Origin of the sequence: Pseudonocardia sp. NPDC049154, assembly GCF_040648315.1 — a bacterium.
In the GTDB taxonomy this organism is placed as follows: Bacteria; Actinomycetota; Actinomycetes; order Mycobacteriales; family Pseudonocardiaceae; genus Pseudonocardia.
On sequence record NZ_JBEZDN010000031.1, the window covers coordinates 13727 to 26922 of the forward strand.

Below are 13196 nucleotides of genomic sequence, written 5' to 3' on the forward strand. Positions count from 1 at the left end.
GACCCCCAGTCTCACATCCGCGCCGCGCACCGGCCCGCGGGGTCGGCTGCTCGGTCGGCGCCGCCGTTCGGTTCCGCCGTTCAGCGGCGGGCGGCGAACCACTCCGCGGACGGGCGCAGGAACATCAGCACCACGCCGGCCACGGCGAGCACCACCGGCCCCAGCACGACCAGCGACGACGCGCCGCCACCGAGGTTGAGCAGCAGGAACCCGCAGAACAGGACGGTGAGCGCGGTGGTGGCGATGCGCCCCCAGGACCTGCCGGCGAAGGCGGCGACCGCCAGGCCGATGTAGACGAGGGCGAGCACCGCGACCAGCGCGAGCAGCAGCCGGACCGCCTGCAGGAACTGGTCGAAGGACACGTTGTACTGGGTGAGCATGGCGTCGAGCCCCAGCTCCGGCGGGAACATGTCCTGGCTGATCGGCACGAACAGCCCGAGCACGCCGAACACCAGGAACGGCACCGCGCTCAGCACCAGCAGGACCAGCGCGCCGATCATCGTGGCCGGCCGCCGGACCGCGCGCGGCTCGTCGGGCGTCGGAGCGGGGTCCTGCGAGTACGGGCTGTACGCGTACTGACCGGACTGGGAGGCGCCGCCGTAGGGCTCGCCGGCGGGTGACGCCCCCTGCGGGTACGGGTTCTGCGGGTACTGCGGGTACTGACCCGTCGAGGGTCCGCTCGGGTAGTAGCGGGGTCCCTCACCCTGGCTGCCGGTGCTCACGGTGACCACGGTACCGGTCAGCCCCGGCGGTGGACGTCCTCCGACAGACGGACCACCGCCGCGACGAACTCCAGCGTCACCCGCAGCAGGAGCAGCGCGAACACCGCGACCACGCCGCCGGCGACGAGCGCCGCGACGCCCAGCCCGAAGCCCCGCACGAAGAACCCGATGACGCCCGCGACGTAGCACAGCGCGGTCAGCACGATGCCCACGACGTAGACGAACTTGACGACCGACGGCGTCGCGAACCGCTCGAAGTTCAGGTCGGTGAGGGCGCCGAGGACGCCGGGCTCCTGGTGGGTCCGCATGGGGTCAGTCCAGCAGACCCGCGACCTCCGTCGCCCAGTAGGTCAGCACCACGTCCGCGCCGGCGCGGCGCAGCGAGGTCAGCGTCTCGACGATCGTCCGCTCCCGCTCCAGCCAGCCCTGCGCGGCGGCGGCCTCGATCATCGCGTACTCGCCGGAGACCTGGTACGCGGCGACCGGGACGTCGGCGCTGTCGGCCACGGTCCGCAGCACGTCGAGGTACGGCAGGGCCGGCTTGACCATCACCATGTCCGCGCCCTCCTCGAGGTCGAGCGCGAGCTCGCGCAGCGCCTCGCGGAGGTTGGCGCCGTCCTGCTGGTAGGTCTTGCGGTCGCCCTTCAGCTGGCTCTCGACGGCCTCGCGGAACGGCCCGTAGAACGCGCTGGCGTACTTCGCGGTGTAGGCGAGGATGCCGGTGTCGGCGAAGCCGGCCTCGTCGAGCGCCTCGCGGATCACGCCGACCTGGCCGTCCATCATCCCGCTGGGCCCCACGACGTGGGCCCCGGACTCGGCCTGCACCACGCCCATCCGCGCGTAGACCTCGAGGGTGGCGTCGTTGTCCACGCAGCCGCGCTCGTCGACGACGCCGCAGTGGCCGTGGTCGGTGAACTCGTCCAGGCAGAGGTCGGACATGATCACCGTGGAGTCGCCCAGCTCGGCCCGCAGGTCCCGCAGCGCGACGTTCAGGATCCCCTCCGGGTCGGTCGCCCCGGACCCGACGGCGTCGTGGTGCGTGGGGACGCCGAACAGCATGATCCCGCCGACGCCCGCCTGCACGGCCTCGGTGGCCGCCTTGCGCAGGGTGTCACGGCTGTGCTGGACGACCCCCGGCATCGACGAGATCGGCACCGGCTCCGCGGCGCCCTCCTTGACGAACATCGGCAGGACCAGGTGCCGGGGCCGCAGCTCGGTCTCGGCCACCAGCCTGCGCAGCGCCGGGGTCGAACGCAGCCGGCGGGGACGCTGGGCGGGATAGGCCATGGGGCCAGCGTACGACCGGGAGGGTGCGAGCCGTCGCGCGGTCTCGCGGTGAAAGATCGACTGTTGCCGCAGGTCCAGCCACCGTGACGCCGGGCGGAGCAGTGCGCCGGCCGGGGTCCCCGCGAGGGTGGGGCCGGTGACGGAGAGTGTCACCCGATGCGGCATCCTGCGCGCGTGACCAAACCGGGACGCAGCGTCATCGCCCTCCTTCTCGATCGATCCAGCTCGCTCGGCCCGCTCCGCGACGAGGTGCGCGCCGCGACCGCCGACCTCCTCGCGCACCAGGCCGGGCTGCCCGGTGAGGTCGAGGTCTACCTGACCACCACCGGCCGTCGCGCCGGCAAGCTCCGCGGGGGCATCCCGGCCACCGACGCGGCCGTGCCGAAGCTCCGCGGCCGCGGCACCGAGGCGGTCCGCGACTCGCTCGGCGCCCTGGTCAGCGGCCTCGGCCGGTCCCTGGCTGGCATGCCGGAGCAGGAGCGCCCCACCCGGGTGTTCGTCCTGCTCGTCACCGGCGGCACCGACGCGGGCAGCGCCACCTGGGGTCCCGACGAGCTGCGCGACCTCATCGCCGCGCAGGAGCGGGACTACGCCTGGGAGGTCGTCACGGTCACCGTCGCCGAGCACGCCGGGCTCGCGCCGTGGGGCGCCGGGCACCGGTCGCTGGGCGTGGCCCCGCGGGGCGACTGCGTCCGCGCCGCGATCGCCGCCGCGTCGGAGTACATCGGCCGCGCCCGGGCCGCCGGCCCGTGGGAGCCCGTTGCCGGGATCTCGCAGGAGGAGCGGTGGGCGGCCTACCCGCCGGACTTCCACGCGGCCCCCGAGGCGCCGGCTGCGGTCGCCACCGAGGCCGTCGCGGAAGCACCCGCCGAGGCCACTCGCGCTCCCATCGAGACGACGGTCGGCGCCACCCCCGCCGCGCCGGTCGACGACGCCCCCACCGAGGCCATCCCGGTCCTCACCGCGCAGCGCCTGGCCGAGGCCGACCGCGCCGCCGCCGCGGAGCGTCGCCGCTGGTGGGACCGCTTCCGCAAGCCCGCGACCGTCGGCTCCTGACGCCCGGCTCGCGGGTGGTCCCCGCCGCCCGCGAGCAGCGTCCTGCGCCACGGGCCGTCACATGATCCTTCCGCGGGGCACGGGAGCGCTGTCGGAACCACGCTCCCGTACGCCTCGTCCGCGGTGATCGAACCGAGCGTCACGCGGGCGTCCCCGCCGGAGCGCTCGGGTCCCGCTCGGAACGATCATCGGGCGGACGGGCCGTCGCACGCCGCCCACACCAGCGGGAATCAGCCGGCCGGCCCGCGCGATCCCCTCGGCACGCACCGAACCACCGGCGCCGTCGTTGACCCCGACAACCGTCCGGCCGCGGTCCCTGCGCCCCCGCACACACCGTCGGCCCCTCGCACCCATCGCGGAACGTGTGTGCGAGGGGCCGACCCTGTGTGCGAGCGGCGCGAGAACGCCGAGAGGGCCGCACCCGACCCGGGTGCGGCCCTCCTGACGTGGATCTGCGTGGATCAGCGGCGGCGCGCCTTCACCTTCTTCGGCGGCGGCAGCGCGCCCTCGGCGCGGAGCTTGGCGGCGTGCGCGGCGAGGGCGTCGACCAGGGTCGGCACCCGCGACTCCTCCGGCTGGACGTCGACGCGCAGGCCGAACTCCCGGGCCGTCTCGGCGGTGGCCGGCCCGATGCAGGCGACCAGCGTGCGCGCGTGCGGCTTGCCCGCGATGCCCACCAGATTCCGGACGGTCGACGACGAGGTGAAGCACACCGCGTCGAACCCGCCGGTCTTGATGGCCTCGCGGATCGGCGCGGGCGGCGGGGCGGCGCGCACGGTCCGGTAGGCGGTGACGTCGTCGATCTCCCAGCCGCGCTCGGTCAGGCCGGCGGCGAGGGTCTCGGTGGCGATGTCGGCCCGCGGCAGCAGGACGCGGTCGACCGGGTCGAGGATGTCGTCGTGCGGCGGGAACAGCTCGAGCAGGCCCTCGGAGGTGGAGCTCTGCGCCTCGTTCACGTCCGGCACCAGCTCGGGCACGATGCCGAACTCGCGCACCTTCTCGGCGGTCGCGGTGCCGACGCAGGCGATCTTCACGCCGGAGAAGGCGCGGGCGTCGAGGCCGAACTCGGCGAACTTCTCCCAGATCGCGCGCACCGCGTTGGTCGAGGTGAACACGACCCAGGCGTAGCGGCCGTCGACCAGGCCCTTGACCGCGCGCTCCATCTGCGTGGGCGAGCGCGGCGGCTCGACGGCGATGGTCGGGACCTCCTCGGGGATGGCCCCGTGCATCCGCAGGCGATCGCTCATCACGCCCGCCTGGTCCTTGGTGCGCGGCACCAGGACCCGCCAGCCGTACAGCGCGCGGGACTCCCACCAGGACAGGTCCGCCCGCGAGGCCACCTCGGCGCCGATGGTGAGGACCAGCGAGCCCTCGAGCTCGGCGGCGTCGGAGGCCATCGACCCGATCGTCGTGGTGACCGTCTTCTGCGTGGACTCCGTGCCGTGCGCGGTGACCGCGACGGGGGTGTCCGACGCCCGGCCCTGCGCGGTGAGCGCGGACGCGACCTCGGCGAGGTGCGCGGCGGCGGCCTGCAGCACGAGCGTGCCGGGCGCGCCGGCCAGGGCAGCCCAGTCGACGCCGGCCCGGACGTCGGCCTCGACGTGCGCGGACCCGAGCGGGACGCCCGCGTAGGCGGGGACGGCGGTGCCGGCCGCGACGCCGGGCACGACGTCGAACGCCACGCCCTCCGCCGCCACGGCGCGCGCCTCGGCCACCACGGCGTCGAGGGTCAGCGGGTCGCCGGCGACGAGGCGCACGACCGGGCGCCCGGCGCGGGCCTCGGCGAGGAGGTCGCCCGCCACGTCGGCGGGCTGCCCGACGGCCGGCCGGACCTCGGCGCCCTCGGCGACCAGCGCGAGGACGGCCTCGGGCACGTCCGGGTCGTTGACGACCAGCGGCGCAGAGGCGAGCACCTCCTTCGCGCGCACGGTCAGCAGGCCGGGATCACCCGGGCCGCTGCCCACGAAGGCGATCCGACCGGCGGTCGGCGGTGTGCGAGTCATTCTCCAGCTCCCGATCCAGCGTTTCCCGAGGCACCGTGCGCTGCCGGCCGCGGCAGGTCGTCGGCGCCCATGTCGAGCAGCTCGTGCGCGAGGGAGGCCCCGAGCTTCTCGGCGTTGTCCATGTCCCCGGTGGCGGACGCACGCAGCAGTGCGCCGTCGCCCACCTCTCCGATCCCCACGACCGCGCGCAGCGACAGCCGCATCACCACGCGACCGGCGTCGTCGAGGTCCTCGACGACGTCCGCGTGCGCGGCCACCGGTGCACTGCAGCCGGCCTCGAGGGTGGCGAGCACCGCACGCTCGGCGGTGACCGCCGCGCGGACGCCCGCGTCGTCGAGCGTCCCGGCGAGGAAGCGGGCCAGCTCCTCGTCCTCCGCCCGGCACTCGATCGCCAGCGCACCCTGCGCTGGGGCAGGCAGCATCTGCAGGGGGTCGAGCAGCTCGCTCGCCTCCTCCACCCGACCGAGCCTGCGCAACCCCGCGGCCGCGACGACGACGCCGTCGAGCTCGCCCGAGGTCACCTTGCCGATCCTGGTGTCCACGTTGCCCCGGATCGGGACGACCTCCAGCCCCAGCCCGAGCGCGTGCAGCTGCACGGCCCGCCGCGGCGAGCCGGTGCCGATCCGCGACCCGGCGGACAGCTCGCCGAGCACCCGGCCCTGCCGGGCCACCAGCGCGTCGCGCGGGTCCTCGCGCGCCGGCACCGCGGCCAGGGTCAGCCGCGGGTCCGGAGCGGTCGGCAGGTCCTTGTAGGAGTGCACCGCGACGTCGACCTCGCCGGCCACGAGCGCCTCCCGCAGCTGCGACACGAACACCCCGACGCCGAGCTGCGCGATCGGCGCCGACGAGCGGTCGCCCGTGGTGTGCACGTCGACGAGCTCGGCCGGGCGCCCGGCGGCGCGGATCAGGTCCGCGACCGTGCCGGACTGGGCGACGGCGAGCCGGCTCGGCCGGGTGCCGACGCGAAGGGTGTGCCCCGACACGGCCGTCACCGCTCGCCCTCGGCGGCGACGGAGCCCTCCGGCCCGACGCGGCGCAGCGGCGCCTCGAGGGCGGCCGCGACGTCGTGCCCACTGATCGGCTGGTCGACCGTGCCCGCGACGGCGGCGGGCTTCTGCGGGTCGAGCTCGAACAGCGTGCGCAGCGCGGCGGCGTAGCTGTCCCCGTCCGGGCCCTCGGCCAGCTTCTTGACCTGCACGGTCGGCGTGTGCAGCAGCTTGTCGACGACGCGCCGGACGGTCCGGGTGAACTCGTCGCGGACCTCGTCGGACAGCTCGGGCAGCCGCGACGACAGCCGCAGCAGCTCGGCGTCGACCACCTCGGAGGCGCGGCGGCGCAGCGCGGTGACGGTCGGCGTGACCTCCGCGGACCGCTGCGCGGCCAGGTAGTTCTGGGCCTCCTCGGCCACCAGGTCGCGGGCCGCGGCCACGGCGTCGGCGGCCCCGCCCGGGTCCTCGCGGACGAGCCGGCGCTGCAGCGCGATGAGGTCGACGACGGTCACGCCCTCGATCTCGGCGACGGCCGGGTCGACGTCCCGGGGCAGGCCGAGGTCGCACACCACGAGCGGGCGGGTGCGGCCGGCCGTGCCCGCCTCGACCGCGGCGCGCTCCACGACGGTGCCGATCGCGCCGGTGCAGGCGATCATCAGGTCGGCGTCGGCGACGGCGGCGGGCAGCTCGTCGAGCAGCCCGGCGCGGGCCGGGACGCCCTGCTCGGCGCTCTTCTGCGCGAGCCGCTCGGCCCGCTCGGCGGAGCGGTTGAGCACGGTGATCCCGGTGGCGCCGGCGCGGCGGAGGTGGGCTGCGGCCAGCGCGCCCATCGCCCCGGCCCCGACGATCACGGCGCGGGCGCCGGTCAGCTCCCCGTCGGCGTACCCGAGGACGGTCGACGCGTCCCGCAGTGCCTCGGACACCACGGAGGCGCCGGCGGCGTCGATGCCCGTGCTGGCGTGCACCCGCTTGCCGACGCGCAGCGCCTGCTGGGCGAGCTCGTGCAGGACGCGGCCGACGGTGCCGGCCTCGTCCGCCGTCGCGTACGCCTGGCGCAGCTGGCCGAGGATCTGCGACTCGCCGACGACCATCGAGTCCAGCCCGGCGGCGACCGAGAACAGGTGCTGCACGGCCGAGCCGGCGTAGTGCACGAAGAAGTGCTCGGTGAGGTCCTGCAGCGGCAGCCCGGAGTGCCGGCCGAGCACCTCGGAGACGTCCGCGAGCCCGCCGTGGAAGGCGTCGACCACCGCGTAGACCTCGACCCGGTTGCAGGTCGAGAGCAGGGTCACCTCGCTCACGTGCGGGCACCGCACCATCTCGTCGAGGAGCTTGGGCACGTCGTCCGCGGACACCGCGACCTTCTCCAGGACGTCGACGGGCGCACTCCGGTGCGAGAGGCCCACGACGAGAACACTCATGAGAGCGGCACCGCCGATCCGTTGCGACCGTTCACGACCCGGGCGACGGCCGGGACGTCTGGGCTGATGCCCCCGGCGGCGTTCCCACGTCCCGCGACGTGGAAGGCCAGCACCTGCAGCTCGACGGCGAGGTCCACCTTGCGGACCTCGACCTCCTCGGGGACCTGCAGGACGGTGGGGGCGAAGTTCAGGATGGAGCGCACACCCGCGCCGACCAGCTGGTCGCACACGCCCTGCGCGGCCTGGGCCGGGGTCGCGATCATGCCGATCGTGACGCCCGCGGCGGGGCACTCCGTGGGGATGTCGCGCACGTGCCTCACGACGATCCCGTTGATCTTGATCCCGACGAGGTCGGGGTCGACGTCGAACAGCGCGGTCACGGGGAAGCCGCGGCCGCCGAAGCCGCCGTAGCCCGCCAGCGCGTGACCGAGGTTGCCGACGCCGACCAGCGCCACGGCCTGCGGGTGGTCGAGCCCGAGCACCCGCTCGAGCTCGTGCTGCAGCGAGGCCACGTCGTACCCCACGCCGCGGATGCCGTAGCTGCCGATGTGGCTGAGGTCCTTGCGGAGCTTCGCCGAGTTGACGCCGGCGACGGACGCGAGCTCCTCGCTGGAGACGGTCTCGGCGCCGCCCTCGGCGAGCTGGCCGAGCACCCTCAGGTACACCGCGAGCCGGGTGACCGTCGCCTCCGGGATGGCCTTGAGCGCGCGGCCGGAGGAGTTCTCGGGGGTGTCGGGGGTCTCGGCGGTCGAGGAGTCGGCCTGCGGCGGCAACGTCACGCGGCGACTCCTCGGGCGTCGTACTCGTCCTGATGGGGCCGCGGCCGGGACGGCGGCGGCCTGCGCGACCGGCGCTGCCCGCCCGGACTGGAGCCGGTCGGGTCGTTCGGTGGCGACGCCCATCCACGGTAGTCGCTCGTGAAGGCGTGCACAAAGTTGCGATCTTGGTCCCGGACGTGCTCCGGGCGCGCCCGTCGCGCGCGGACCGGTGGTCGTCCGGGACCGGCCGCTCACCGCGCCGGACCGCCCCGCACGTGTCGTACGACACGCCCGGGGCGGTGACGCTCCGGGGTGCGCCCCGGGTGCCGGGTCAGGCCTGGGGCAGGAGCACCGAGTCGATCATGAAGACCGTCCCGTTGCCGGTCGGGATGTTCCCGCAGAGGACGGTGGCGGGGGCGCCGGAGGCGCCGGCGACGGTCATCTCCTCGCCCGTGCCGCCGATGCGCACCGTGCCGCCGGCGAGCTCGGTCGAGGTGCCGGCGGCCCTCAGCTCCTCGGCGCTCTGCCGCGTCCCGGAGACGTGGTACTGCAGCAGGGGGGCGAGCCGGGCCGGGTCGGCCTCGAGGGCGGCGAGCCGCTCCGGCGGGAGTGCGGTGAAGGCCTCGTTCGTCGGTGCGAACAGCGTGACGCCGGGCGCGGCGTTGAGGGCCTCGGTGAGGTTCGCCCGGCCGATCAGCGCGGTCAGCGTGGTGAGCTGGGGATTCGTCTCGATGGCGGCCGCGACCGGCGCCAGCGACATGCTGGACAGGGAGCCCGGGTCGTCTCCGGTGGGCAGCGAGGCGCAGCCCGGGCCGAAGACCTCCGCGGCGTTCGTGCTGCCCGGACCCGGCGTCGGGGTCAGCGGACCGGCGGCGGCGACGGTGGGCACCGGCGGCACGTCCGTCGCCGTGGACGGTTCCTGGCTGGCGGCGGTGCACGCCCCCAGCACGACGACGGCGGCCGCGGCCGCTCCGAGGGTGACCAGACGCTGGATGCTGCGCACGACATCTCTCCTTCCCGGGGCCTGCCCATGCCTAACGTGTCCGCCGCCGGCACGCCCGTCCGGCGGGATCACGATCAGGTCTCGGCTGCCCGGTCAGGCCGCGGAGAAGATCATCGCGGGCCAGCCCGTCGCGCCGTCGGGCAGCACGTCGGCGCGCTGTTCGGTCTGCAGGTTCCCCAGGCCGTCCGTGGCCCGGGCGCGGACGGTGTGGCTGCCCGGACCCACCTCGACCGTGCCGCGCCACATCCGCCAGGTGTTCCCGCCGACCTCCGCGGCGAGCTGCGCCTCGGCCCACGGGCCGCCGTCGACGCTGATCTCCACCCGGGAGATGCCCCGCGGCTGCGACCACGCGATACCGGCGACGGTCACCCGCCCGGCCGGCACCTGCGAGAAGCCGCGGGGCAGGTCGATGCGGCACTCCGTCTTGATCGGCCCGCGCTCGCCCCAGCCGCGCTGCACCCAGTAGGAGTCGCGGTCGGCGAAGGAGGTCAGCTCGAGGTCGGTGACCCATTTGGTGGCCGAGACGTAGCCGTACAGCCCGGGCACGACCATCCGCACCGGGAAGCCGTGCTCGGCGGGCAGCGCCTCATCGTCCATCCCCAGCGCCAGCAGCGCCCCGCGCCCCGGCTCGAGGACCACGGCGGTCGGGGTGCCGGCCGTCCAGCCGTCCGTGCTGGTGGAGAGGATCTGGTCGGCGCCGGGCAGCGGGCCCGCGTCACGGAGCACGTCCGCCAGCTCGACGCCGACGAACCGGGCGGTCGAGATGAGGTCGCCGCCGACCTCGTTGGACACGCAGGTCATCGTGATCGTCCGCTCGACGAGCGGGCGGGCGAACAGGTCGTCGACCGTCAGCGTGAGCTCCCGCGCCACCCGGCCGTGCACGCGGAGGCTCCAGTCCTCGGCGCGCAGCTGCGGCACCCGCAGGGCCGTGTCGATCCGGTAGAACTCCGGGTTCGGCGTGACGAACCGCGTGGTGCCCAGCTCGGCGGCGAAGTCCGTCCCGGGCGGCAGCGGGGCCTCGCGGACGACGGTCGCGGCGGCGAGCCGCTGGGTGAGGCGGGTGCGCGAGTCGACGGTCCCGCGCCCGACGGCCACGCCGACCCCGCCGGCCGCCAGCGCGCCGACCCCGACCGCGGCCGAGGCCCCGATCAGCACCGTCCGCCGCGGGAGGCCGCGCACGCCCGGCGCCTCGGGGGCCGCCGCCGCGGCGAGGGCGAGCCGGTGCAGCGTGCGGACCACCCACAGGCCCGCCGCAGCCGCGGCGAGCGGCGCGACCAGGTCCGCCGGCGCGAACGCCGGGCCGAGGACCACCGCGGCGGTCCCCGCCAGGCCCAGCGCCCCGATCACGACCTGCGCCGGTACCGACGAGCGGCGCGACGCGAGCCCGGCGGCCACCGTGACCAGCAGCAGCACCACGGCCATTCCGGCGAGGAGCACCGGTTTGTCGGCGGTGCCGAAGGCCGACTTCGCGAACTCGACGACCGGCGGCGGCGCCAGGCGGACCGCCGCGTCGCCGACCGCCAGGTAGGGCGACGACGTGGGCGACAGCAGCCCGGCGACGAGCTGGCCCACCCCGAGCGCCGCGCCGACGGCGAGCACCGCGACCGCGGCGGCGACGGGACGCGACAGGACCGGGGCGGCGGGACGGGCGAGGGTGTGGCTCACGTCCATGGTTCGCTCCCGGAGCCCCGGAGGTTCACCCGCGTCATGGATCCATGGTGCGCGTGCGACCGGCTCATGGACGCGTCATGGATCCATACTGCGGACGGGGTCGGGCTCACGCGGTGAGGGCCCGGCGGAACCGCTCCTCCTCCACCCGGTAGTAGCCGTGCTGCTTCCCGTCGATCAGGATCACCGGGACCATGTCGCCGTACTCGGCGCGCAGCTCCGGGTCGGCGTCGACGTCCTCGGTGCGCCAGTCCACGCCCAGCTCGCCGCAGATCCGCGCGACGTCCGCCTCGGCGACCTCGCACAGGTGGCAGTTCGCCCTGCTCAGCACCGTGACCGTCCGGCTCATGCGGTCTCCGTCCCCGCCAGCACCCGCCGGGCGATCTTCCCGGTCGGCGTGCGCGGCAGCTCGTCGACGAACGCGATCACGGTGGGCCGCTTGAAGCGGGCCAGCCGGGTCGCGCAGTACTCCCGGACCGCGTCGGCGTCCGGGCTCGTGCCCGGCGCGGGCACGATCACGGCCTTGACGGCGGCGCCCGTCCGGTCGTCCGGCACCCCGACGACGGCGACCTCGGCCACCTCGTCCATCCCGGCGAGGACCTCCTCGACCTCGCGGGGGTAGACGTTGAACCCGTTGACGATGACGAGGTCCGTCGACCGGTCCACGAGGTGCAGGTCCCCGTCCGCGTCGAGGTAGCCGACGTCCGCGGTGCGGAACCAGCCCTCGGCGTCGGGCCCGCCCGCGCCGTCCGGCCAGTAGCCGGAGAAGAGGTTGGGGCCCCGCACCGCGACCAGCCCGGTGTCCTCCTCCGGGTCGGAGAAGACGTCGGCGGTGTCGCCCTCCTCGCCCTCCTCGGCCGTGCGCCCGGCGAGCGGCTCGCCCTCGGCGTCGACCAGGCGCAGCTCGACGCCCGGGATCGGCCTGCCGACCGAGCCCGGCTTGCTGTGCCCCGGGAGGTTGCAGGTGACGACCGGGCCGGCCTCGGACAGCCCGTAGCCCTCGAGCACCTCCGTGCCGGTGGCCTCGCGGAAGGCGGTGAGCCAGGCCGGGGGCAGCGGCGCGCCGCCGGAGGTGCAGATCCGCACGCCCTCGAGCGCCCCGCGCAGGTCCTCGGCCGGCACGTCGAGCAGGGCCCGGTAGAGCGACGGCACCCCCGCCAGGGCGCTGACCCGGTGGTCGCGCAGGATCCGCGGGGTGGCGCCGGCGTCGAACCGCTCGGTGAGCACGGCCGTCGCGCCGGCCCAGCACACCTGCAGGAAGCCGGCGGCCAGCCCGAAGCTGTGGAAGAGCGGCAGCGCCAGCAGGACCCGGTCGGCCGGGGTGACCGGGGCGGGGCGGAGCGCGGCGGTCTGCGCCCGGTTGGCCAGCAGCGCGCGGTGCGACAGCTGCACGCCGCGCGGGCGGCCGGTGGTGCCGGACGTGTAGATGAGCAGCGCGATCGCCTCGCCGCCCGGCGCCTCGGGCACCGGGGTGCCGGGCGCCTCCCGTTCGACGGGCGGCGGCGCGAGGACCGGCAGGCCGGCCTCCCGGGCGACGTCGGCCGCGACCCCGGCGTCGGCGACGACGGCGGCAGGCCGGGCGTCGTCGAGGACCACGGCGACCTCGCGGGCCACCGACCGCTGGCCGACGGGGACGGCGATCGCCCCGGCGCGCAGCACGCCGAACAGGGCGACGCAGAAGCCGGTGCCGTTGGGCAGCACCAGCACGACCCGGTCCCCGGGGCCGATCCCGGCGGCGGCGAGCCGCGTGGCCTCCGCGTCGGCGGCGGCGTCGAGCTCCGCCCAGGTCAGCGTGCGCCCGGCGGTGACGTCGACGACCGCGGGCTGGCCGGGCTCGCGGCGCGCCGCCCGCCGGACCAGCTCACCCAGGTGCTCGACGTCGGGCCCGGGGCCGGGGCTCCGGGTGGTGGAAGGCTGCACGCGCCGAGTCTGGCAGACGGCGGGACCGCCCTCGCGCATGACGTGAAGTCCGTCCGAGCGCAACCCCCGTGCGCCCGGCGGCAGGTCGACACGCCGTCACGCGGCGCGTCGACCGAACACGCTACGCCACGACCACGTTGACCGCGCGTGACCGTCCGCTCACCGGATAAGGCATTCGGCGAGCGGTGGCACCCGTCTGGGCGCCGGGCGGCTGCCCTAGAGTCCGCCCCCACAACCTGCCAACGCCGGACCGCCGGGTTCGGCACGAGTTCTCACCCAAGGGAGTGGCATGCAGCCTGTTGCCAGCGCACCGCGGGTCCTCCCGCGCTGCCCTGTCCGACACCGGGTGCACCGGGCTTCATGACCTCCTCG

General features: G+C 75.7%; 12 protein-coding genes. 1 reads left to right on the forward strand and 11 read right to left on the reverse strand.

Features of this window, described 5'->3' with window-relative positions; all coding sequences use genetic code 11:
* Positions 1 to 80: 80 nt before the first annotated feature.
* Genes AB0B41_RS17405 through hemB form a run of 3 tightly spaced genes read right to left on the reverse strand, consistent with a single transcriptional unit; the run spans position 81 to position 2009 of the window.
* Positions 81 to 722, reverse strand: coding sequence for a hypothetical protein (locus AB0B41_RS17405; RefSeq protein ID WP_358204155.1), 642 nt, complete (start codon positions 720 to 722; stop codon positions 81 to 83).
* A gap of 17 nt (positions 723 to 739) precedes the next feature.
* On the reverse strand, positions 740 to 1030 hold the full coding sequence (locus tag AB0B41_RS17410; protein ID WP_037053007.1) for a DUF4282 domain-containing protein: 291 nt from the start codon (positions 1028 to 1030) through the stop codon (positions 740 to 742).
* Between the two features lie 4 nt (positions 1031 to 1034).
* Positions 1035 to 2009: a porphobilinogen synthase gene (hemB, locus tag AB0B41_RS17415; RefSeq protein ID WP_358204158.1), complete on the reverse strand. Its 975-nt coding sequence runs from the start codon at positions 2007 to 2009 to the stop codon at positions 1035 to 1037.
* A gap of 174 nt (positions 2010 to 2183) precedes the next feature.
* Between hemB and AB0B41_RS17420 the strand changes: the two genes are divergently transcribed.
* Positions 2184 to 3065, forward strand: a complete 882-nt coding sequence (locus AB0B41_RS17420; protein ID WP_358204160.1) for a hypothetical protein — start codon at positions 2184 to 2186, stop codon at positions 3063 to 3065.
* A 461-nt stretch (positions 3066 to 3526) separates the two neighbouring features.
* Here the strand turns inward: AB0B41_RS17420 and AB0B41_RS17425 are convergent, their stop codons facing one another.
* The 8 genes from AB0B41_RS17425 to AB0B41_RS17460 form a co-directional block, all read right to left on the reverse strand.
* The gene (locus tag AB0B41_RS17425) at positions 3527 to 5068 is read right to left on the reverse strand and encodes a uroporphyrinogen-III synthase (protein ID WP_358204162.1); all 1542 of its coding nucleotides are present in this window, start codon (positions 5066 to 5068) and stop codon (positions 3527 to 3529) included.
* Positions 5065 to 6060, reverse strand: a complete 996-nt coding sequence (gene hemC, locus AB0B41_RS17430) for a hydroxymethylbilane synthase (RefSeq protein WP_358204165.1) — start codon at positions 6058 to 6060, stop codon at positions 5065 to 5067. Before hemC ends, AB0B41_RS17425 begins: the two co-directional genes overlap by 4 nt.
* Positions 6057 to 7475, reverse strand: a complete 1419-nt coding sequence (locus AB0B41_RS17435; protein ID WP_358204167.1) for a glutamyl-tRNA reductase — start codon at positions 7473 to 7475, stop codon at positions 6057 to 6059. Before AB0B41_RS17435 ends, hemC begins: the two co-directional genes overlap by 4 nt.
* The gene (locus AB0B41_RS17440) at positions 7472 to 8248 is read right to left on the reverse strand and encodes a redox-sensing transcriptional repressor Rex (RefSeq protein ID WP_358204239.1); all 777 of its coding nucleotides are present in this window, start codon (positions 8246 to 8248) and stop codon (positions 7472 to 7474) included. Before AB0B41_RS17440 ends, AB0B41_RS17435 begins: the two co-directional genes overlap by 4 nt.
* Before the next feature lie 316 nt (positions 8249 to 8564).
* Positions 8565 to 9236 carry a fasciclin domain-containing protein gene (locus AB0B41_RS17445; RefSeq protein ID WP_358204170.1) on the reverse strand — a complete coding sequence of 224 codons (672 nt, stop codon included), beginning with the start codon at positions 9234 to 9236 and terminating at the stop codon, positions 8565 to 8567.
* A gap of 93 nt (positions 9237 to 9329) precedes the next feature.
* Positions 9330 to 10907 (reverse strand): molybdopterin-dependent oxidoreductase, encoded by a 1578-nt coding sequence (locus AB0B41_RS17450; protein ID WP_358204172.1) that lies wholly within the window; start codon positions 10905 to 10907, stop codon positions 9330 to 9332.
* A 106-nt stretch (positions 10908 to 11013) separates the two neighbouring features.
* Positions 11014 to 11253, reverse strand: coding sequence for a glutaredoxin family protein (locus AB0B41_RS17455; protein ID WP_358204174.1), 240 nt, complete (start codon positions 11251 to 11253; stop codon positions 11014 to 11016).
* Positions 11250 to 12824, reverse strand: a complete 1575-nt coding sequence (locus AB0B41_RS17460) for an AMP-binding protein (protein WP_358204176.1) — start codon at positions 12822 to 12824, stop codon at positions 11250 to 11252. The genes AB0B41_RS17455 and AB0B41_RS17460 overlap by 4 nt, the downstream gene beginning before the upstream one ends.
* Between the last annotated feature and the right edge of the window lie 372 nt (positions 12825 to 13196).